Here is a 22,254-nt window from a genome sequence, read left to right on the forward strand (position 1 = left end):
CGCTGACGGCCTCCCTTACACCTCAGGCGACCAACTGATTCTGGTCCAGCATACCCTGGATGATATCCGCAGTATTGCCACCGGAGAGGATGGTGTTCTCCAAGGTGATGGTCTGATCCACCGGTGTGCCACCTCCTGCGCTGGCGATGTTGATCACCGTACTGCCCGGATCGCTGACGAAGTCGAAGCTCAGGTACTGGGTCAACACATCGGCGCTCCCCGGGTCAGTGACGCCCTGCAGCAGCTGGGACAGATCCAGTGCATCCTCGCCATTGCCGAAGTCCTTGACGATATCGTGATAGCTGCCGCCGCGATCATCGACGTTCCACACGAAGGTGTCGTTGCCGGCACCGCCAATGAGGATGTCGTGACCCTTGCCGCCGACCAGGGTGTCATTGCCATCACCGCCCTCCAGACGGTCATTGCCACCCAGACCGTCGAGCGTGTCGTTGCCACCCAGCCCGAGCAACACGTCGCTGCCTTCACTGCCCAGCAAGGTGTCGTTGAGCGCGTCATTGCCCATCACCACATTGGGTTGCACTGCAGCGCTGGAGCCGATACCGACCACCAGACGCGCCGTGCTGACATCGCCGTCGGGCTGGGTCAGCTGATAGGTGAAGACATCTTCCCGGCCCAGGTTGGCGTAGTCGGGATCCGGCGTGTAGATATAGGCGCCGTCGCTGTGCAACAGCAGGCTACCCCACTGCCCGTCGATGGTTTTCGAGGTGCCCACGGCGACGAAGCTGCCGTTGTCCAGCACGCTGAGCGTCGCCCCCTCGCTCCCCTTGCTGTCCACCGCGCCCCATGGATGGTCGCTGTAGAGGTAGTTGTTGGCATCGGTCAGCACGTTGCCCGCTACCGCCGTGGCCGTGTCGACCAGCATGGCAGCAGCCACGGTGATCAGGGTGATGTTGTCTACCCGGACACGGAAGCTGCTGCTGTTGTTGGTGCGATCATTGACCTCGAGGTAGAGGCGATAAGTACCCTCGCCCACGCTGTTGCTGGTGACGGTAGTCGAGTTACTGGAGGCATGGGTGCCGCTCTGCACCAGCGCCCAGGCACTGCCGCTCTGCTTGTACAACGTCCAGGTGAACTGGTCTCCCGAACCGCTGCTGCTGAAGTTACTGATATTGCCCAGGTTGAAAGACACCTTGGCAGTGTTGCCCTCGGCCACCTCGAAGGTCGGTGTTGCAGCCTTGGTACTGACGCCGGCATTACGATTGCTGTCGACGAGCTGCAGGGTACTGTTCTGCACGCTGACGCCATTGGACGAGCTGATTGCGGTCACGCCCCATTTGCTACCCGAAACATCCAGGACACTGGCTTGCGTGATCACCGTGGTTTCATCGCCTGTCACGTTAGTGTTGTTGCTGGTATCGAATATCCAGGGGTTGTAGTTGGGCCCGGAAGACGCCGAATTGCTGGTATTGGAAAAGTCCGCCAGTACCTTGGTTACCGGGTCGGGCGTGACCCATTTCTGCCCGACGATCGCCTGGTTGTAGTTGTCGTAGGCATAGACCTCGCTACTGTCGGTAATGGTCAGATTCAGGTCGGCGGATACCGCATCACCGTCCCGGTCGATCAGGGTGTAGCGGATGGTATCCGTCACATCTTCGGCGATATCGTCATTGACGATGTAGGTGTAAGCCCCGCTGACCAGGTTGACGCTGAACGAGCCACCACCTGCCGTGTTGAAGGTCAGCGTATGGCTCGCCTCATCGTAGGCAGCCGACTCACTGGTGTACGTCACACCGTTGTGAGTGATCGCGGCGATTGGCTGCAGAGCCGGACCATCGGCACCGAAGCCATTGCTGCCTTCGCTGATCAGGTTGCCGGAGATCACCGTCCCCGTCACCGTGCCTTGCAGGGTGTCGTTGAGCTGATTGAGGTTGGAGACCAGGATGCCATCGGTGTTGACGCCCGCCTTGCCGTCATAAGCGATGGGGTTGAGCAAGGTCTTGTCGAGGTCACTGCCCAGCCCCATACCCAGCGCATAGGACTTGATGCCTCTGGCCGTGAGGAAGGCGATCCAGTCCGCCTCTTCGCCGGTACCGATGCCGTCGCCCAGTTCCGGGTTGTATTGACTCCCGCTGTTGTTGTTGCCCGGGTTGGCGTTGGACAGGGTTGGTTGACCATCGGAAAGGAAGTAGGAGACGTTCTGCACCTCGCTGCCGGTCAGCTTGCCGGGCGAGCCATAGGCATCCATCGCCTCGATCAGCGCATCGTCATAGTTGGTCGAGCCATTGCCGGCGTTATTGGCCAGGTCGGTGAGCCAGGCTTTCGCATCGACGGCGGTCATCCAGACTTCGCCCACCGCACTGGCGGTATTGGCAAAGGTGACGATGCGCACCATCACGTCACCGAGGTTGTCGTAGCTGTCGATCAGACGCTGCACGGCATCATTGGCCAGCGCCAGCTTGCTGCTGAAACCGCTGACACCCGACGGCGCTTCGTCCATGCTGCCTGACAGATCCAGCACGACCATCAGGTTGGTCTGGATGCCTTGCGGCTCGCTGGCAGACTTGGCGATGTCGTCGGGCGTGGCCGGCGAGTCGTCATCCACCGTGATCGTCAGGCTACCCGTGGCCGGAGCCGAAGGCGCAGCAGAGTCCCAGAGCGTGTAGGAGAAGGCCAGGTTCAGGTCGTTCTCGTCTGCCGTACCATCGACGTCTGGTGCCGGATGGTCGAGCGGCTTGAACAGCTTGAAGCTGTATTGCCCGGTATCCGAGTTGGTCAGGCTGAGGGTGAAGACCGGATTGCCACCGGCATCGAACGCACTCAGCGTCTTGCCATCAGCACTGAGCTGATAGTTGAGCGCCGAACCGCCTGAAGACAGGCTGCCAAGACCACTGGCATCCCAGGCGAAACCACCGAAGCTGTCCACCTGATAACCGAGCGCACCACCAGCCGTGGTGGCTTCACCAGCCAGGTCGTTGGGACCTCCGGCCAGCCCATGGGTCAAGCCATCCTCGTCGACGCTGCCGGAAGCCTGGCCGCCGACCGGGTCATTGCCGCCAAGCGTGAGAGTCACGGTGGCCGTGGAAACGTCGCCATCGCCGTCGGTGATCTGATAGGTGAACACCTCCGAACCGGCGCTGGCACCACTGCCGGCGCTGTAGACCAGATTGCCGCCGGCATCGATGACCAGCGTACCGCCCTGACTGCCCTGGCCGATGATCTGCACCGGCGAGACGCTTGCCTTGCCATCGTTGCCAAAGTTGTCGTTGCCGATGAGAGCGTTGATGTTGCCGACGACCTGATCGACCGCCGTGCGTGAGACCTCACCGGCAATCTCATCGTTGACCGCCATCGGTGCGTCATCACGGAAGCCCAGCACCTGGCCCAGGTCGATACTGGCCGAGGCCTGATCGTCGTCGGCATCGGTGATGGTGGCCTGCAGTCCGATCTTGTCACTTCCCAGCAGATGCAGTTCATCCGGCTGGGCAGTGGGATGAACCACGGCCCTCAGTTGCGTCAGGGTCACCAGCCCTGCAGCATCGACCCTCAGGGTGAAGACCAGCTCATTGCCGGTTTCGGTACGACCTTCGAGCACCGAACCATTGAACACCAGCTTGACCGCTTCATCGCTCTCGGTATCGACCAGCCCGGAGTCTGGCGATTTGATCACCAGTTGATAGACCAGGGAGCCAGGGCCGTCGGCACCATACTCGCCGTTGAAGGCCGAGCTGAAGTTGCGGCTGACGCTTGCATCCGGCGTACCCAGGTAGGTCTCGTCCACCTGCAGCGGCATACCCCAGGTAACGTTGGTGTTGACGTCGTTGTAGTCATAGTCGGGAGCGTCGGTGAGATCCTCCCAGTTCTGGTTGCCTGGTTCGGCGTTGTCCTGCAGATGCGAGCCGCCCGGGTTGAACTCGGCACGGTCGAACAGCACGTTGGCACCACCAGCGCCAGTCAGTGGCACCCCGCCCAGCAGGGCCTGCCAGTTGCCATCAACATCCTGCTCGAAGGTCAGCTCGGCACCATTGCTCAGCGCAGCATTGGCTGCACCATTGGGGATGATGAAGAAGCCGATCTCACTCGGATCGAGCCCATCCAGATCGAAGGTGGCGCCTGCCACCTGCGCCTTCACATCAGCCCAGATCACCTTGCCCACGGATGGATTGCCGTCGGCATCTCGCGAGTAATAGCCATAGCTGTTTTGATAACCGGCATCGCTGCCGAGGAAAGTGGCCTGCGATTCGAAGCCCGGCTGCATGGCCTGAATGGTCGGGGTGTCGTCGTCGATGTTGACCACGAGCTTGCCCTCGGCGGTATCACCATCACCGTCGGTCACGGTGTAGCCGATCTGCAACTTGATGTCGTTTTCATCCTGGCCAGCCGGATGCATCAGAGGTTTATGCAACTCCAGCTCGTACTTGCCGAGCGCCGGATCGGTCAACACCACGGTCACCAACGTGCCGCGCTCGGCACTGCTGATGGTCAGCGTGTTGGTGACGGCGTTCCAGGTCGAGGTGACATCCTCGCAGCCCAGCACGCTCGGCCCGGACAAGGCGATACCACGCAGACCATCGGAGCCGGCGTCGAACACCAGCGTGCCGGTGACCGTGGTATTCGCCCCAGTTACATCACCCTCACCACCATTGATGCCATTGGGCAGGCCTTCATCGTCCAGCGCATGGGCCGCCTGGGTGATGCAAGCGGAAGGGCCGTCGTCCTCGAAGCCGACGACCTTGCCCAGATCCAGGTTAGAGCTCCACGAGTCGCCGTCCTTGTCATAGACGGTCACACCAAGCTTCAGCACACCGGCACGAATCAGTGCCAGTTCGTCATGGTTGCTGGTCTTGCCGTGGACGATGGCTTCGTATTGCACGAGGGTCACACTGCCATTGCCGGCATTGACGCTGATCTTGAATACGGTCACGCCATCGGCGACACCCAGCACGTTGCCGTCACCGTCCTTGTAGAGGCGAATGTCGCCGCCAGCAGTGGCATCCAGCCCAGAGTCCACGCCGTCCTGACTCAGATTCAGCTGGTAACGGGTACGCGATGCGTCCAGGCCATCCGACCCCGCATCCACGGTGAGCCTGAACAGATCCTTGCCGTCGATGCTGGCGTAGCCGAGCACATCGCCGTGGCCTTGCTCATCGTTCGGCGCAACATGGCCCTGCTCGTTCTGGCTGGAACCTGTGGTGTCGACCGATTCGTCGACGTACAGCTTGGTACCGTGGCGTAACTCGAACTTGGTGAGTTTCGGGCCGTCGTCTTCGAAACCGACAATCTTGCCCAGATCCAGGCTGGCGCTCTGCGAGTCGCCGTCCTTGTCATAGACGGTCACGTTCAGTTTCAGCACGCCATCCTTGAGTAGCGCCAGCTCGTCATGGTTGCCGGTATCACCATGCGCGATGGCCTTGTATTGCACCAGGGTCACGCTGCCGTCAGCGGCGTTGACGCTGATCTTGAATACAGTAACGCCATTGGCCTTACCCAGGATGCTGCCATCGGACTCCTTGTACAGCAGAATGTCGCCACCGGCCGTGGCATTTAGCCCCGAGTCCACAGCATTGCCGGCAAGGCTCAGGGAGAACCGGGTACGGCTGCTGTCCAGGCCATCGGAACCGCCATCGGCGATCAGCTTGAAAAGGTCCTCGCCATCGACTCGCGCATACCCCAGCACATTGCCATGGTCGGGCTCATCGTTCGGCGCAACATGACCTTGCTCGTTCTGATTGGAGCCGCCTTTGCCAACTGACTCGTCAACGTAGAGCTTGACGCCATGCTCCAGCTCGAACTTGCCGATTTTCGGACCATCATCCTGAAAGGAGAAGTAGGACGAATTACCGCCAGCAAGCTCGATCTTCGCGGTACGGGTCACCGCGTCACCATCACCGTCGACACGGGTGACCTGGTACTGCAGCTGCAATGAGCCCTGGTGTTTGATCAACAGATCGACCGCCTCGTCGAAACGCTGATCGTTGTGCGGATGACGGATCGCTTCGAACAGCGTGGTCTGCAGTTGCGGCTGACCATCGACGGTGACGATGGCAATGGTAAAGACCGTATCGCCAGTGGCATCGACACCCTTGATAACCTGACTGTTGGCTGGGTCAACGAACAGCCGGATGGCACCGCCAACGGTGGCCGACAAGTTCGTGGCCAGCCCGTGGGGCGGCACCCCGGAGAAGCTCAGCGTGCCATTGAGCGAAGCCTCGCCATCAGCCCCTGCCGCCCCGCCGACGGTGAACAGCGAGGTCAAGCCGCCAGCGAGCTGAGTGGTGACCCTGGCCAGCGCACCATTGTCGTCATTGGTGTACCCCAGGTTCTGGTCATCGTTGGCGGCGTAACGATCCTGATTGCCACGGGTTTCATCCAGTGCCACTTCCAGTTGAGCCAGTGCCTGAGTGTTGACCCCTAGACTCAGCGTCGGTACATCGTCTTCGATGTTGATCACGAACAGACCGCCGACACCCTCGGGGATGCTCAGCGGATCGTCATCACCATCGGTGATCGCCAGCAGATGGGTGAAGTCGATGCCGAACTGGCCGTCGCTCGACCACAGTTCGCTGTCGTTGCCATCGGCCTGCGGATGATCGATCGGCCCCTGCAAGGTGAAGCTGAAGCTGCCATCGGCATGGATAACCAGAGTGAATACCGGATAGCCACCCACGTCTGCGGCAGCCATAGCGGTCAACGTGGTATTGAGCAGAATGCCGTCGCCATCGAAGTTTTCGCTGACCATGTAGACCAATGGTTTTTCGCCAGAGGTCAGCCCCTGCTCGTTGAGTTGCGAAGTGACCGTAGCGCCGTCTACCAGACCGAAGCTGCCAGGACCATCGGCACCGAAGGCAACCAGCGAAGCCAGCGTGCCGGCACCACCAGCAGTACTGATAACCAACGTCTGCCCGCCCTCCTGATTACCGACATTGGGTGCCGTCAGTTTATCTTCGTGCACCGTGCCACCAATGGCAGATGGCGCCTTGGCAGTCCAGGTGGCCTTGATATTGACGTCGTTGTAGTCGTTGTCGCTGTTGCCGTCGTTGACGTCTTCCCAGTTCTGGTTGCCCGGCGCGGCGTTGTCCTCGACATGGGATTTGCTGTCGGGGTTCAGCGCAGGGTTGTCGAAAACTGCTGGCGCGCCTCCGGCACCGTTGAGTGCGCTACCGTTTGCAAAGGCCTGCCACTGGCCATCGACCAGCTGGAAGGTGACCTCGGTACCGTTACTGACACCGTTGAAGGCGCCATTGGGGATGATGAAGAAACCCACGCTATCGGGGTTGAGCCCTTCCAGAGTCACGCTGCTGCCAGCACTGAGGAAGGTGGTGTTGGCCCAGATCACCTCACCGCTGACGGGTACGCCATCCGGCCCCTTGACGTAATATCCGTAGCTGTTGGAGTAGGAAGCATCGCCCCCCTTGTAGGTCAGGGTCAGGCAGTAGTCCGGCTCGCTGACCACCAACTCAGGCACATCGTCTTCGATATTGATGACGAACAGGCCAGTGGTACCCTCCGGCTGCTGCAGCGGGTCACCGTCACCATCGGTGGCGGTGAACAGCTGAGTGAAGTCAATACCGAATACGCCATCGGAAGACCACAGTTCACCGTCGTTGTCGCTCTGCTCGGGGTGGTCTATCGGTCCCTGCAGCTCGAAGTGGAAGCTGCCATCGGCATTCACCCTCAGCTCGAAAACAGGGTAATTGCCCAGGCTGTCGGCGGAAACCGCAGTCAATGTGGTGCTGACCAATTTGCCGTCGACACGGGTTTCAACCACCTCATACACCAGGTTGTCTCCGCCCGAGGTCAACCCCTGAGCGTCAAGTAACGCAGCAGCGTCGCCGCTGTTGACCAGCCCGAAAGCACCGGGGCCATCCGCGCCAAAAGAGACCAGCGAAGCCAATGTACCGGCACCACCCTCGGTGCTGACCACCCGTGTTTGAGTACCGCCATCCGGGTTGCCGGCGTTCGGGCTGGTCAAAAGGTCTTCGTGCACCGTACCGCCGAGCGCAGGCTGCTGCGGATCGACAGGCTTCAAGGTCGGCACATCATCCTCGACGTCGATGACGAAGCTGGCGCTGGCAAAGCCATCGACAATCGGATCACCATCGCCATCGGTGGCTACCAGCACACCAGAGAAATCCAGCTCCAGGCTGTTGTCACCAAGGGTTTCGGAGTCGATACCGTCCTCCTCCTCGTGGTCCAACGCGCCCTTGAGTGTAAACAGGTAGCTGCCATCGCTATTCACCTCGAGGCGGAAGACCTCGCTGCCACCTTCACCAGCCGTAGCGGTGAGCGTGGTGCCATCCGTAGACACGACGTAGAACAGCGCAACACCACCGGAGCTCAAGGCAAGTGTCTGCAGTCCAGACAGCGCACCGGGCTCCTGACTCAGGTGGAAACCACCACGACCATCGGCTCCGAAGTTGACCAGTACATCCAATGCGCCGATATCACCTTCAACCGTGCGGGTCTGCTCAGGCTCGCTGCCGGGCTCGGCATTGCCGTTACCCAAGACATCTTCGTGCACCAGCCCACTGACCACCGGCTGTTGCGGATTGGGCTGGGCCGGCAACGGCACGTCATCCTGAATCTTGATGACGAACAGGCCTTTCGCGCCTTCAGGCAGCTGTAGCGGGTCGCCGTCGCCATCAGTAGCGGTGAACAGGTGAGTGAAGTCGAGGCCGATGCCGCCTTCGCTCGACCATAGCTCGTTATCGTCGCCATCATCGCTCGGATGATCGATGGGTCCTTGCAACTCGAAGCTGAAACTGCCATCGGCGTTGATTATCAGGGTGAATACCGGGTAGCCGCCAACTTCTGCGGCAGCCGTCGCGGTTAATGTGCTAATCGGGTTGCCGTCAGGGTCCGTGGTCGTGCTGATGCTGTAGAGCATCGGCTCACCGCCAGAAGTCAGGCCCTGGGCACCCAGTACCTCTGCCACCGTTTCACTGCCCACCAGACCGAATGCACCAGGGCCGTCAGCCCCGAAGGACACCAGCGCCATCAAACTACCAGCGCCACCCTCCGTACTGATCAGCAGACGCTGACCAGCTTCAGGGTTACCTGGATAAGGTGTGTCCAATTGGTCTTCGTGCACCGTGCCGCCGACGGGAGCCTTGGTGGTCCATGCCACCTGGATGTTCACATCGTTGTAGTCGTTGTCACTGTTGCCGTCGTTGACGTCTTCCCAGTTCTGGTTGCCCTGCGCGGCATTGTCGTCAACATGGGACTTGCCAGCGGGGTTCAACGCTGGGTTGTCGAACAATACGTCAGCACCACCGGCCCCATTGATGGGTGTATCGCCGATGAAGGCTTGCCACTGCCCCTCCACGAGCTGGAAGGTTACCTCGGTGTTGCTGGTAGCGCCGTTCAAGCCCCCATTGGGAATGATGAAGAAACCAACCTCACTCGGGTCGAGCCCGTGAAGAGTGATCGAGTCGCCCTCTGTCAGACCGGTGGTGTCGCCCCAGATGATCTGACCGCTAATCGGCTCACCATCCGGGCCTTTGATGTAATAGCCATAACTGTTGAGGTATGACGCATCACCGCCCTGATACGTGATGGTAAGGCAGTGTTTGCCAGTGTCCTCAACCAACACGGGGACGTCGTCTTCCACGTCGATCACGAAGCTGCCAGGGTTGAAGCTACCTGATACTGCATCGCCGTCGTAGTCGGTGGCTATCAGCAGCTTGGAGAAGTCCAGCGCGAGGTCCTTGTCGCCCAGCAGTTCGCTATCATCTCCGTCCTTGCGTGGATGATCGATCGGCCCCGACAAGGTGAATACATAGCCACCATCGCTGGTCACGACCAAGGTGAATACCGGCACGCCACCCGCAGTCGCTGTCAGTGTGCTCGTGCTGCCATCTTCCGAGACCGCAACGGAATAGACCAACGGTTCGGTAGCCGAGGTCAGGGCCAACGCCTGCAAGTCAGTCAGCGCCTCAGGGTCGGTACTCAGCTGGAAGCCCCCGCGCCCATCAGCCCCGAAGTTGACCAGCACATCCAGCGCCCCCGGATCACCCATGAGCTGATGGGTTTGCGCGGGCAGGTTGCCGGGTTCGGCGTTGCCGATACTACCCAGGGCATCCTCATGCACCAGGCCCCCGACGACCGGAGGCTCACCTTCGCTTTCGACCAGTTCGGGACTGTCATCGTCGACCATGATGCTCAGGTTGCCGGTCGCAGGGGTGCCGTTGCCGTCCGTAATGGTGTAGGTGAAGGTAAAGAAGAGATCGTTCTCGTCGCTGCCTCCGGGCAGCGGCGGCTCGTGATCCAACGCAGCCAGCAGTTCAAATGTGTAAGTACCGGCCAACAGGTCAGTGACTTCGAGCGTGAAGACCTCCTGATCACCAGCGAAAGCCATCAACGTCAGTCCATCCAGACTCACTTCATAGCTAAGCGCCACGCCCCCCGAAGTCATCCCAAGCTCAGACAGCCCAGCCGCGCTCCAGGTGAAACTACCCGGGCCGTCAGGACCAAAGCTGTAGCCCAAAATACCGAATACCGAAGCAGCCTCACCGGGAAGATCATTTGGCCCGTCGGCAATGCCGCCTGACAAACCCTCATCGTCGACTGCATTGATAGCCTCGCCCCCGGTAGGGGCACCGTCGACCTCGAGTATCACCGCGTCATCCGGATCGACAATCGGCTCGCCATCGGGGAATTCGGGGCCGGTGCTGAGCCCTGCGGTAGGGAAACCTATCACTGGGTCGAGTGCGCCGCCGACCTCGCCGAGCAGCACGAAGGAGTGGCCGCCACCGACGCCGCCTGCACCACCACCACCCGCACCCGGGCCGGCGGCGGTGGCTTCACCTTCGAGGGTCGGGTCGACGCCGGCCTCGATCGCCGCCTGCAGTCGCTCGACGTCGGTCAGATCGCTATCGCTGGGAACGGGGGGCGGCGCATCGGCCGTCGGAGTCTGCGAGTCGGGACTGGTGGCAAGCATCTGCGCGTCGAGCGTCATGCTGCTGTCGCGCCCGAGAGTCAGTTGCTGGCCGTTGGTCATGGCAATGGCCACCGCGCCAAAGGCGCCGGTTACCAGTTGCTCGCCCGCGTAGACCCGGTCTCCTTCACTGATCGGCCGGCGCGATCCGTCGCTCGCTACCGCGAACACTTCGCCGACAACCTGACTGACGACACCAATAAGAGTAGCCATGATTCCATCCTCACTACGGCTGCCGACCACCGCCGACACGTACCTACCGAAAGGGTCAGAACACCTTTTCGAAGCCGAGGAGAAACCCAAGACAGCTGATTGAAATGGAACGGCGCAAAATCCAAAAAACGCTACTGACAAAAAAATGTCACTACAACATGCGTCGAACTACTCCATCAGATGAATCCCCGCCCTGTGATGCCTGACAACCCATTTCAGCTGCACAACCCACGGAAAATGAGGGTTTGCGCAGCTCACAGGTTCAAACAATGTGCTGCTTTTCGCAGAGTTCATAAGATTTTTTCTGAATATAGGTTGTGAAAAAAACATCTTAGGTTCTCCAAAAGTTGTTCTTAGCTCTGATGTTACAAGCCTGAAACGGTTTTACAGGCAAAAACGCCATTTTAATGGCGACAGGATAAGAACTCAGTCAGGAGAAACGCCAATGCGCACCTTGACCCCGCTATGGAGCGCCATGCTTTTGGCGACTGTTTGCAGCCAGGCGCACGCCATGAATCTCTCGGAAGCGATTCAAAGCACGCTGGACAATCACCCGGAAATCCACGCAGCCGCCAATAGTCGACTCTCATCGGATGAGGACGTGAAATTCGCGAAAGGGGGATATCTCCCAACGGTCGACCTGTTGGTCGGCTACGGTCGCGAGCAGACGGACAGCCCCAGTACCCGCGCACTGGGCGATCACAACAAGGAGACACTCAACTACCGCGATGCCGAACTTCGACTGAGACAGATGCTTTTCGACGGCTTCAATACACCCAATGAAGTGGCACGTACCGAGGCCGTGGTGAACTCACGGGCCTATCGCCTGCTCGGCACCTCCGAAAGCCTGGCCCTGCGCACCGTCGAGGTGTACCTCGACGTGCTGATGCGTCGCGAAATGGTCACCCTGGCCCGCAACAACCTGCAGGCACACCAGCGCATCAACGATCAGATCGGCTTGCGCAGCCGCCAGGGCGTTGGCAGCACTGCCGACCTGGATCAGTCCGAAGCTCGCCTGGCACTGGCGCAGAACAACCTCTACACCGAAGAGGTCAACCTGGCCGATGCCGAAGCCAACTTCTTCAGCGCCGTGGGCCGCCTGCCGGACCAGCTGGAAAGCCCGGCTTCGATCAAAGGCGGCATGCCCGCCGATCTGCTCGCCGCGCGGCAAACCGTGATGGACAACAACCCATTCCTGAAATCGGCACAGGCTGACGTCCACGCCGCCGAGAAGCAGTACGAGGTCGCCAAGTCGCCCTTCTACCCGCGCTTCGATCTGGAGCTGGCGACATCGGCCGATGACAACGTGCAGGGCGATGAGGGTCACTACAACACCTGGCGAGCCGCGGTGGTGATGAACTACAACCTGTTCAACGGCATGCGCGACAAGGCCCGGCTGCAGTCGGCGGCGCACCAGATCAACGAGTCGATGGACGTCCGCAACAACGCGCTGCGCGTGCTCAACGAGAACCTCTCACTGGCCTGGAACGCCATGGAGAACGCTCGCCTGCAAACCCCCAAGGCGCGTGATTACGCGGACTACACCTCACGGGTTCGCGAGGCCTATCAGCAGCAGTTCAGCCTGGGTCAACGCACCTTGCTCGACCTGCTCGACAGCGAAAACGAGCTGTTCACCGCCAACCGCCGTTACACCGAAGTGCGCTATGGCGAAGAGTTCTCGATGTACCGCGTCGTTGCGGCAATGGGTGATCTGCTGCGTCAGCAACAGGTCGTGGTCCCGGCGGAAGCTGTAGCCCTCACTGAAGTGAAGAGCGAGGCACGTTTGCCGGATATGAAGTAGTACCGGCTTGAGGAGTAGTAGAAATTGACCACCATGGAACTGCCAGGGGCGGCCAGTGACCCGCGACTCAGCCACGACGATCCGCTGCTGGATGGTTTGTTGATCCTCTGCCGGCTACACGGCTGCTCGGCCAGCCGTGGCACCCTCAGCGCTGGCCTGCCCATGCCGGAGCAACGCATGAGCCCCGACCTGCTGCCGCGTGCTGCGGCACGGGCCGGGCTGCAGGGTCGCCTGCTGCAGCGCGACCTTGCCAGCATTTCCGCCCTCAACCTGCCCGTCCTGCTGTTGCTCAAGGACGGTCGCTGTGCGGTCTTGCGCCAGTGGGGGCCGAAGCAGCAGGCGCAGATCCTGCCCTGCGAGACCGATGGCGGCGAACAATGGGTCAGCCGTGAACAACTGGCCGCCGAGTACAGCGGCAGGGCCTTTTTTGCCCGCCCGCGACATCAGCTGGAGGAGGCCCGCACACCGCTGGTGCCCCGCATCGAAGCCTGGTTCCGCGACACCCTCAAGCTGTCGCGCTGGCTCTACACCGATGCCGTCCTGGCCAGCCTGCTGATCAACCTGCTGGGCCTTATGGTGCCGCTGTTCGTGATGCAAACCTACGACCGCGTGGTGCCCAACCAGGCGACCGCGACACTCTGGGTGTTGGCCATTGGTCTGTTTATCGGTACCGGCTTCGAACTGCTGCTCAAGGTGCTGCGCGCACACCTGCTCGATACCGCAGGCAAGAAGACCGATGTGGTGCTGTCGGCCACCTTGTTCGAGCGCATCACCGGCATGTCGATGAAGGCACGACCGGCCACCGTGGGCGGCTTCGCGCAAAGCATCCATGATTTTCAGGGACTGCGCGATTTTCTCACTGCGGTCACGCTGACCAGCCTGATCGACCTGCCTTTCTCCCTGTTGATGCTGCTGGTGATCGGGCTGATCGGCGGGCCGCTGGTATTCATCCCGCTGCTGGCCTTCCCGATCACCGCGTTGTTCGCCTACGTTATCCAGATTCGCCTGCGCGATACCGTGCAGAAGAGCCTGCAGCTCGGCTCGCAACGCCAGGCGCTGCTGATCGAAACCCTCGGTGGCCTGGAAACGCTCAAGGCCTGTGGCGCCGAAAGCGAGCGCCAGCACCAATGGGAGCAAACCCATGGCGCCCTCACTCGTCTGGACGGCCATGCAAAATTCCTCGCCTCGCTGGCCACCAATGGCACCCTGTTCCTGCAGCAGTTCGCCGGCATGGCCACCATAGTCGCCGGGGTCTATCTGATCATCGCCGGCAACCTCAGTGTCGGTGCGCTGGTGGCCTGCTACATGCTCGGCAGCCGCATCCTCGCCCCACTGGGACAGATCGCCGGGCTGATCACCCGCTACCAGCAGGCACGCCTGACCATGACCAGCACCGATGCCCTGATGGCCCTGCCGCAGGAGCGTCAGGACAAGCAGCGGCCGCTGGATCGCACCCAGCTCAAGGGCGCCCTGGAAATCCGGCAGATCAGCTTCACCTACCCCGAGCAGAGCGCACCGGCGCTGACCAACGTCAGCCTGCGCCTGGGCGCTGGCGAGCGCCTCGGCATCATCGGTCGCAGCGGTTCGGGCAAGAGCACTCTGGCGCGGCTACTGATGGCCTTCTACAGTGCCGACGAGGGGCAGATCCTGCTCGACAACCTTGACCTGCGCCAACTCGACGTCGCGGACCTGCGCCACCAGATCGGCTACGTCGCCCACGATCTGCCACTGCTGGCCGGCAGTCTGCGCGACAACCTGACCCTCGGCGCCCGTTACATCAGCGACGCGCGCATGCTCGAAGTCGCCGAGCTCACCGGCGTGGTGGACCTGGCACGCCAGCATCCGCAGGGTTTCGAACGCCCGGTAGGCGAACGCGGCCAGTTGCTGTCCGGTGGCCAGCGCCAGGCCGTGTTGCTGGCCCGCGCACTGTTGCTCGACCCGCCAATCCTGGTGCTCGACGAACCCACCAGCGCCATGGACAACACCAGCGAAGACCTGCTGCGCCAGCGCCTGCACAAGTGGGTGCAGGGCAAGACGCTGATCCTCATCACCCATCGCGCCTCCATGCTCAGCCTGGTGGATCGCCTGGCCGTGCTGGACAACGGCCATGTGGTAGCGGACGGGCCGAAGGAAGCGGTGATCGAAGCCTTGCGCAAGGGCCGCGTCGGCCCGGCCAGCCTGTAGGAGCGACGAGCGATGCAAGCGACCCAGAGCCTTGGCAACTACTTCAGCAGCCTGCGCGAGAAACGTCAGGACACCGAGTTCATGCCGGAAGTCGAAGGTGCCATTCTGGAAGACTCGCCCTGGCTCAGCCGCGCCACGATCTGGGTGGTCAGCGCCTGCCTGCTGGCAGCGCTGGTCTGGGCGAATTTCGCCGTGCTGGAAGAGGTCACCACCGGCGAAGGCAAGGCCATCCCGTCGAGCAAGGTGCAGGTGATCCAGAACCTGGAGGGCGGCATCGTCAGTGAGATCTTTGTGCGCGAAGGCCAGGTGGTAAACAAGGGCGATACCCTGCTGCGGCTGGATGACACACGTTTTCTATCCAATCGCGGGGAAACCGAAGCGGATAGACTGGCACTGATCGCCCGTCTCGAACGACTGAGCGCAGAGGCCGAAGGGCGCGAACCGCAGCTGCCCGAGGAAATCACCCGCGACGCGCCACAGCTGGCCGAAGATCAATTGGCCCTGTACCGCTCGCGCCAGCAGCGCTTGCGCAGCGAGCAACGCACCCTGGGCGAGCAACTGCGGCAGAAGGAGCAGGAACTCGCCGAATTTCGCTCCAAGGCCCAGCAATACCGTTCCAGCCTCGGCCTGTTGCAGCAGGAGCTGAACATGTCGCAACCCCTGGTGGCCTCGGGCGCCATTTCCGAGGTCGAGGTGTTGCGTCTGCGCCGCAGCGTGGTGGAAGTACGCGGCTCGCTGGAGGCCACCAACCTGGCCATCCCGCGCGCCGAAGCGGCGATGAGCGAGATCAGGAGCAAGATGGAAGAGTCCGAGCTGGCATTCCGCGCCGAGGCCTTCAAGGAGCTCAACGAATTACGCACCGAACTGAAGAAGATCACCGCCACCAGCGTTGCCATCCAGGACAAGGTGACCCGTACCACCGTCACCTCGCCGGTGCGTGGGGTGATCAAGCAGCTCAAGGTCAACACCATCGGTGGCGTGGTGCAGCCGGGCAGCGACATGCTGGAGATCGTGCCGCTGGACGACAGCCTGCTGATCGAGGCCAAGGTCCGCCCGCAGGACGTGGCCTTCCTGCATCCGGGCCAGAAAGCCATGGTCAAGTTCACTGCCTACGACTACACCATCTACGGCGGACTCAAGGCCAACCTCGAACTGATCAGCGCCGACACCATCACCGACGAGGAAGGCAACAGCTTCTACCTGATCCATGTGCGCACCGACAAAAGCCACCTCGGTAGCGAGGAACAGCCACTGCTGATCATCCCCGGCATGGTCGCCACGGTGGACATCATCACTGGCGAGAAGAGCGTACTGGCCTACCTGCTCAAACCCGTACTCAAGGCCCGCTCGGAAGCCATGCGCGAGCGTTGAATACCTGTTGTGCATGCTGTGTAGCCCGGATGAAATCCGGGGAGGTTATGCGTCTCGACAATCAATCCCGGATTTCATCCGGGCTACGCGACATCGCCAGATGCGCCATACGTACCGAGCCCAAACCGTAGCATTCATCAAAAGCCGGTGCGCGCGGCGCACCCTACATGCCTTCACCCTTATAGATCTGCCACGGCTACGCGCGTAGGGTGCGCCGTGCGCACCTCGTTAACGCAGGTGATTGCGGATGAACACCTCTTCCCCCATCGCCGCGATCTGGCCTTCGATCAACGCATCGAAGGGCCGTAGCAATGCATCGAAACTCTGCGGTGCCTCAAGCACATCCAGCGCGGCAACGATCGCTTCGATGGTCGACAGCGCCCCTTCTGCCGGGGCCTTGCGCAGTCGGTAGCGCGAGGGTGCTGCGGCGCTCAGGCTGACTCGCGGCAATGCCATCAGCGACGGATTGAGGTGCAGCAGTTTGCGCGCCTTGCGCCAGGTACCGTCGGGCACTACCAACAGCAGCGGTTTCTCCTTGGACGCGTAGCCTGTCAGGGCGACAGCCTCTTCACCTGGAAACAGCAGGCAGGCTCGATAATCAGGCTGCGCGAGCAATTGCGGTAGATCAGCAAATACCTCACCGACGCGCAACTCGGCATTGCGCAGCCCAAGCGCAGCCAGACGAGCGGTATTGAGGGCATGACCGACTTCGCTCGGGTGCTGCAGGATAAGCACACGAGTACGACTCTCGAGGTCGGGAATCAGCGGGCAGAGACAGTGGCCAAGCGGGCGCTGGCAGCGGGAGCAGGTCGGACGAGGCATGCCGCGCAGTGTGCCAGAACACCTCGAACTCGCGTAGCCCGGATGCAATCCGGGCCCCCCAGACTGCATCCGGGCCAGGGATCAGCGGTTGAAGCGCTCCGCAAGACTGTGCAGGTAATCGGCCATTTCCTCCAGCTCGCGGCTGATGGCCGCGCCCTGATGCGCCTGCCCGGCACTGTGATCGGAAAGCTGGGCAATACGCGTGATCTGCCGGCTGATGTCCTCGGCCACGTGGCTCTGCTCTTCGGAAGCCGCCGCCATCTGCTGGCTCATGCTGGTGATGCGCGTCACTGCCGAGCTGATGCCCTCCAGCGCGTCGCGTACCGACTCCACGCTCTGCACACTGCCGCGGGAAATGTCCTCGCCCTTGCCCGCCGTGACCACCGCACGCTCGGCCCCTGCACGCAAGTCGGCGATGATCTGGTGAATCTGCTCGGTGGACTGGCGCGTACGCGAAGCCAGCGAACGCACTTCATCGGCCACTACCGCGAAACCGCGGCCCTGCTCCCCTGCCCGCGCGGCCTCGATGGCGGCGTTGAGCGCCAGCAGGTTGGTCTGCTCGGCAATCGAGGTGATCACGTCGGCCACACTGCCGATGGACTGCGTGGAGTTGGCCAGCTCGTTGACTGCCTGGCCAATATCGTTGACCGCCTTGGCCATCTGGCGCATGGAATCGAGGCTACCTACAGCCAGATCGCGCCCCTCACGTGCCAGGCGATCAGCCTCTTCGGCAGCATGCGAGGTGTTCTGCACGTTGTGTGCAACTTCCTGAATGGTCGCCGCCATCTGGTTGATGGCCGTGGCCGATTGATCGGTCTCGGCACGCTGTTGATCGAGCATCTGTGCGCTGGATTGCGACAACTCGGCGGACTGCGTGGCGCGCTTCTTGACGTTCTCGCCAGCATCTTCCAGCCGCGTCAACGCCGTCTGCAGTCGCGCCTCCTCACTGATCATCGCCATATCCAGCAACGCCTGTGCGCCACGGTTGTCGCTGTAGGTCAGCGCCACCAGGCCGCTGGTAAAGGCTTTCGGATGCTCGGCCAGCGTGCGGCGGATCAGCTGCCGGGTCCGATAAAGCTGGTAGGAACCCAGCGCGAACAGCGTCAGCACGATAAAAACCATCAGCGGCCAGCCAGAGACCACCCAGTGCGCCGCGAGGATCAGCAGCGACGCGGCGATCAGCGGCCAGGAACGCACCACATCGTACGTCCAGTATTCCAGCTTCGGCACGGGTGATTTGCCAGCCCGCAGCCGGGCATAAAGCGCTTCGGCGCGACGCTTCTGGGCCTCGGTTGGTAGTGAGCGTACCGACTCGTAGCCCGAAACCCGGCCGTTCTCGTAGACGGGCGTGACGTAGGCACTGACCCAGTAGAAATCGCCATTCTTCGAACGATTCTTGACGATGCCCATCCAGGGTTTGCCCTGCTTGATGGTGTCCCACATATGGCCGAATACCGCCGGCGGCATGTCCGGATGGCGCACGAGATTGTGCGGCTGGCCGACCAGCTCCTCGCGGGTGAAGCCGCTGATCTCGACGAAGGCGTCGTTGCAGTAGGTGATCTTGCTGTTGAGGTCGGTGGTGGAAATCAGGCGTTCATCAGCGGGGAAGGTTCTTTCCCGCTGAGTCACGGGCAGGTTCTGGCGCATCGAGGCTTCCCTGTTCGAATTGATGTTGGTACAGACGTATGGATAAGTACTAGCACAGCCTAATAACCGCGCCAGTTGTGGGCTCTAAGCCTTTCGAAGGAGAAAGACGACCCTGTTTCAGATTTGATTCAGTTGCGTCTTGAGCAAGTCGCGAAAAGTCTGAATCAGTGGCTCGCGAGTACGTCCCCGGCGCAGGATCAGCGAGAACGGTGCCTGGTAGCCAAATACCGCTGGCAGCAATACCCGCAGCTTGCCGTGATCCACCCAGGGCTGGGCGTAGTGCTCCGGCAAATAGCCGATGTAGGCGCCTGAGAGCACCAGAATCAGCTGCGCCTCCATCGACTCCACGGTAGCCGCACTGTGCTTGAAACCATGACGGGCCAGTTCGGCCTGGCTCCAGTAGCCACGACCGACCATGCGCTGCTGGGTGATCAGCTCCTCGGGGATTCGCCTCTGCTCGAACAACGCATGCCGCTCGCTGCAATACAGCCAGTGCTGCTCGCGGTACAGCGGCTGGTAGACCAGCCCGTTCATGCGCGTGGAAAAGGCGCCGATGGCCAGGTCCAGGCGGTTGTCCAGCACCGCCAGCTGCAGCTCATAAGGGCTCATCACCGACAGGTGCAGGTGCACGCCCGGGTGCTCCTGGCTGTAGGCGCCGATCACCTCGGCCAGCGGCAGGGCCGGATCGCTGACTGTGGAGTCCAGCACACCGAGGTTGAGGGTGCCGCGCAACTCGCCCTTGAGCGCTGCCGAGTAACGCTCGAAACCTTCCAGTTCGCCGAGCAGGCGCAAGGTTTCCTGGTGAAACAACTCGCCCTTGCTGGTCAGGCTGAAGCCGCCACGGCCGCGATGGCAGAGCACGATGCCGAGCTGACTTTCCAATTGGCTCATGTAGGTACTGATGGCCGACGTGGAAAGATTGAGTTCCTGCTGCGCGGCGGCGAAGCCCTGATGACGCACCACGGCGACGAAGATCTTCAGCAGTTTCAGATCGGGTAAAGCGAGGGACATGGCGGCGCACGGCAGATCAACGGAGCGCCAGTGTAGCGTCATACCAGCACCGCCGGCATCCAGGGCAGCGCTTCGTTCGGGCTATTGTAGGAGCGGATTTATCCGCGAATATCGCGGCTGAAGCCGCTCCTACACCCCCCTGTTCCAAGCCACGACCCGCGAAACTCATGGTGCGCGCGGCGCACCCTACGGGCCGATAGCGTCGTAGCACGGATGAAATCCGGGGCAGCGCATGGCGTATCAATAGTTCAGCAATCACTGAACTAAGTATTTGTTCGATGCGATTTAACCCACTCGCAGGCTGAGCCAACAATGCTGCCATAACCAGGCGCCGACTCGAATCGTCCGCCACCGGGCGCCACACCACGCCCCTTGCCAATCTGCCGCTGACCTTCGCCCTCTCCAGGAGACGGCCATGCGACTGGAAATCTTCCGCACCCTCTGGGGTTATCGCGGCAGTTGGCAGCAAGCGCTCGACGAAGCGCTCGGTGCCGGCTTCGACGGTATCGAAGCGCGCATCCCCGAGACCGCCGCGCAGCGCGCCATCAATGCCCGTCTGCTGCGCGAGCAGAACGTCCCCTATATCGCCACCCTGTTCACCTCCACGCCGGTTCTGCCGCGCCAGAGCGATAGCCCGCAGGTACACCTCGAAGACCTGCGCATGAAGCTCGACTGGGCCGCTGAGCTGAGCCCACGCCTGGTCAACGTACTGCCCGGCAATGATCGCTGGGCGCTGAGCGAACAGGTCGATTTCTTCGGTCGCGCCGCCGAACTGGCCTTGGCCTGCGGCCTTCACGTCTGTTTCGAAATTCATCGCGGCCGTTCCCTGTACAGCCCCTGGGTCACGCTGGACGTGATCCGTCAGGTCCCCGAACTGCGCTTCACCAGCGACATCAGCCACTGGCTGGTGACCTGCGAGCGCCTGCTCGACGACCCCGCCGACGACCTGTCCGCCTTCATCGAGCGGGTCGACCACATCCAGGCCCGCGTCGGCTATGACCAGGGCCCGCAGGTGCCGCACCCCGGCGCACCGGAGTACGCCGAGGTGCTGGCCTTCCATCAACGCCACTGGGAGAGCATCTGGAGCAGCCAGGAGAAGCGCGGCCTGCAGATCACCACCCTGACGCCAGAATTCGGCCCGGACGGCTACCTGCACCACCTGCCCTTCACCGATGTGCCAGTGGCCGACCTGTGGCAGCTCAACCAGTGGATGGCGCGTTGCGAGCGCCAGCACTTCCACCGTTTCACCAGTCGCTGAGGAACCGTGATGAACACCAACGCCAAGCATTTCACCGAAATCCCCGTGGTCGACATCGCTGGCCTGCTCAGCAGCGACCCGGCCACACGCCTGGCCGTGGCCGAAGAACTGGGCCGCGCCGCACGCGAGGTGGGCTTTCTCTACATCAGTGGTCACGGCATCGAGCAGCCCCTGGTCGACGGGCTGCACCACGCCGCCGAGGACTACTTCGCGCAATCGCTGGACGACAAGATGCGCCACTACATCGGCGCCTCGGCCAGCCACAAGGGCTTCGTGCCCGAGGGCGAGGAGCGCTACGGCGCCGGCAAGCCGGACCACAAGGAAGCCTTCGACATCGGCTTCGAAGTCCCCGCCGACAACCCGCTGGTGCTGGCCGGCACGCCGCTGCTGGGGCCCAACGACTGGCCCACTCTGCCTAATTTCAAGGAGGCAGTGCAGGCCTACTACGCGCGCATCTTCCAGCTCGGCCGCACGCTGTTCCGCGGCTTCGCCCTGGCTCTCGGCGTGCCGGAAAACACCTTCGACGAGATGGCCAACTTCCCGCCGTCGAAGCTGCGCCTGATCCACTACCCCTTCGACGGCGACGCCCAGGATGCACCCGGCATCGGCGCCCACACCGATTACGAGTGCTTCACCATCCTGCTCGCCGACCGTCCGGGGCTGGAGGTAATGAACGACCTCGGCCAGTGGATCGACGCCCCGCCGCGCGAAGGCACCTTCGTCGTCAACATCGGCGACATGCTCGAGGTGATGAGCGCCGGCACCTTCGTCGCCACTTCGCACCGCGTGCGCAAGGTCAGCCAGGAGCGCTACTCCTTCCCATTCTTCTATGCCTGCGACTACCACACGCAGATCCGCCCGCTGCCGCAGTTCGAGGCCGCCGGCCAGCGCTACGAGGCCATCAGCATCGGCGAGCACATGTGGAGCCAGGCGCTGCAAACCTACCAATACCTGAAGAAGCGCGTCGAGGACGGCCAGTTGCAGCTGCCCGAACGCGCCCGCGCACCGTCCAGCTTCGGCCACCTGAAGCACCAGCCGAGCGCGCTGTGACTT

The 22,254-nt window shown here is 61.8% G+C and carries 9 protein-coding genes and 1 pseudogene; 5 read left to right on the forward strand and 5 right to left on the reverse strand.

All coding sequences use genetic code 11. From position 1 onward, the window contains the following. Nucleotides 1-22 precede the first annotated feature (22 nt). Nucleotides 23-11,107, reverse strand: a complete 11,085-nt coding sequence (locus tag GV002_RS01655) for a retention module-containing protein (protein WP_160016766.1) — start codon at nt 11,105-11,107, stop codon at nt 23-25. A gap of 445 nt (nt 11,108-11,552) precedes the next feature. On the opposite strand from GV002_RS01655, the gene GV002_RS01660 reads away from it, so the two are divergent. From GV002_RS01660 to GV002_RS01670, 3 genes are read left to right on the forward strand one after another with little or no spacing between them, the layout of a single operon-like run. Further along, nucleotides 11,553-12,908 (forward strand): TolC family outer membrane protein, encoded by a 1,356-nt coding sequence (locus GV002_RS01660; RefSeq protein ID WP_160016767.1) that lies wholly within the window; start codon nt 11,553-11,555, stop codon nt 12,906-12,908. A 33-nt stretch (nt 12,909-12,941) separates the two neighbouring features. Next, nucleotides 12,942-15,092: a type I secretion system permease/ATPase gene (locus GV002_RS01665; RefSeq protein ID WP_160016957.1), complete on the forward strand. Its 2,151-nt coding sequence runs from the start codon at nt 12,942-12,944 to the stop codon at nt 15,090-15,092. Between the two features lie 12 nt (nt 15,093-15,104). Beyond that, on the forward strand, nt 15,105-16,463 hold the full coding sequence (locus GV002_RS01670; protein WP_160016768.1) for an HlyD family type I secretion periplasmic adaptor subunit: 1,359 nt from the start codon (nt 15,105-15,107) through the stop codon (nt 16,461-16,463). A gap of 228 nt (nt 16,464-16,691) precedes the next feature. Here GV002_RS01670 and GV002_RS01675 read toward each other — a convergent pair whose 3' ends face one another. The 4 genes and pseudogenes from GV002_RS01675 to GV002_RS01685 all read right to left on the reverse strand — a co-directional run bounded on the left by GV002_RS01675 (nt 16,692) and on the right by GV002_RS01685 (nt 19,943). Next, on the reverse strand, nt 16,692-17,285 hold the full coding sequence (locus tag GV002_RS01675) for a tRNA-uridine aminocarboxypropyltransferase (RefSeq protein ID WP_160016769.1): 594 nt from the start codon (nt 17,283-17,285) through the stop codon (nt 16,692-16,694). A gap of 81 nt (nt 17,286-17,366) precedes the next feature. After that, the gene (locus GV002_RS01680) at nt 17,367-18,407 is read right to left on the reverse strand and encodes a methyl-accepting chemotaxis protein (protein WP_372241812.1); all 1,041 of its coding nucleotides are present in this window, start codon (nt 18,405-18,407) and stop codon (nt 17,367-17,369) included. Between the two features lie 243 nt (nt 18,408-18,650). Continuing rightward, nucleotides 18,651-18,932 (reverse strand): annotated as a pseudogene (locus GV002_RS24505) (PAS domain-containing protein); the annotation flags it as partial. A gap of 117 nt (nt 18,933-19,049) precedes the next feature. After that, a complete protein-coding gene (locus tag GV002_RS01685; protein WP_104729638.1) occupies nt 19,050-19,943 on the reverse strand; it encodes a LysR family transcriptional regulator in 894 nt (297 codons plus the stop codon). Between the two features lie 415 nt (nt 19,944-20,358). Here GV002_RS01685 and GV002_RS01690 point away from each other — a divergent pair, with 415 nt between their 5' ends. Together GV002_RS01690 and GV002_RS01695 are read left to right on the forward strand one after the other, a co-directional pair. Next, on the forward strand, nt 20,359-21,201 hold the full coding sequence (locus tag GV002_RS01690; RefSeq protein ID WP_160016771.1) for a sugar phosphate isomerase/epimerase family protein: 843 nt from the start codon (nt 20,359-20,361) through the stop codon (nt 21,199-21,201). 9 nt (nt 21,202-21,210) lie between these two features. After that, entirely contained in the window at nt 21,211-22,251 is a 1,041-nt protein-coding gene (locus GV002_RS01695) for an isopenicillin N synthase family dioxygenase (protein WP_160016772.1), read from the forward strand. Nucleotides 22,252-22,254: the final 3 nt, after the last annotated feature.

This window comes from Pseudomonas sp. 8O, assembly GCF_902506495.1.
Lineage (GTDB): Bacteria > Pseudomonadota > Gammaproteobacteria > Pseudomonadales > Pseudomonadaceae > Aquipseudomonas > Aquipseudomonas chaetocerotis.

Coding starts and splice junctions, on each gene's coding strand:
- GV002_RS01685 (WP_104729638.1), bottom strand. CDS start 19,943: ATGTCCCTCGCTTTACCCGATCTGAAACTGCTGAAGATCTTCGTCGCC.
- GV002_RS01675 (WP_160016769.1), bottom strand. CDS start 17,285: ATGCCTCGTCCGACCTGCTCCCGCTGCCAGCGCCCGCTTGGCCACTGT.
- GV002_RS01690 (WP_160016771.1), top strand. CDS start 20,359: ATGCGACTGGAAATCTTCCGCACCCTCTGGGGTTATCGCGGCAGTTGG.
- GV002_RS01695 (WP_160016772.1), top strand. CDS start 21,211: ATGAACACCAACGCCAAGCATTTCACCGAAATCCCCGTGGTCGACATC.
- GV002_RS01670 (WP_160016768.1), top strand. CDS start 15,105: ATGCAAGCGACCCAGAGCCTTGGCAACTACTTCAGCAGCCTGCGCGAG.
- GV002_RS01680 (WP_372241812.1), bottom strand. CDS start 18,407: ATGGTTTTTATCGTGCTGACGCTGTTCGCGCTGGGTTCCTACCAGCTT.
- GV002_RS01660 (WP_160016767.1), top strand. CDS start 11,553: ATGCGCACCTTGACCCCGCTATGGAGCGCCATGCTTTTGGCGACTGTT.
- GV002_RS01665 (WP_160016957.1), top strand. CDS start 12,942: ATGGAACTGCCAGGGGCGGCCAGTGACCCGCGACTCAGCCACGACGAT.
- GV002_RS01655 (WP_160016766.1), bottom strand. CDS start 11,107: ATGGCTACTCTTATTGGTGTCGTCAGTCAGGTTGTCGGCGAAGTGTTC.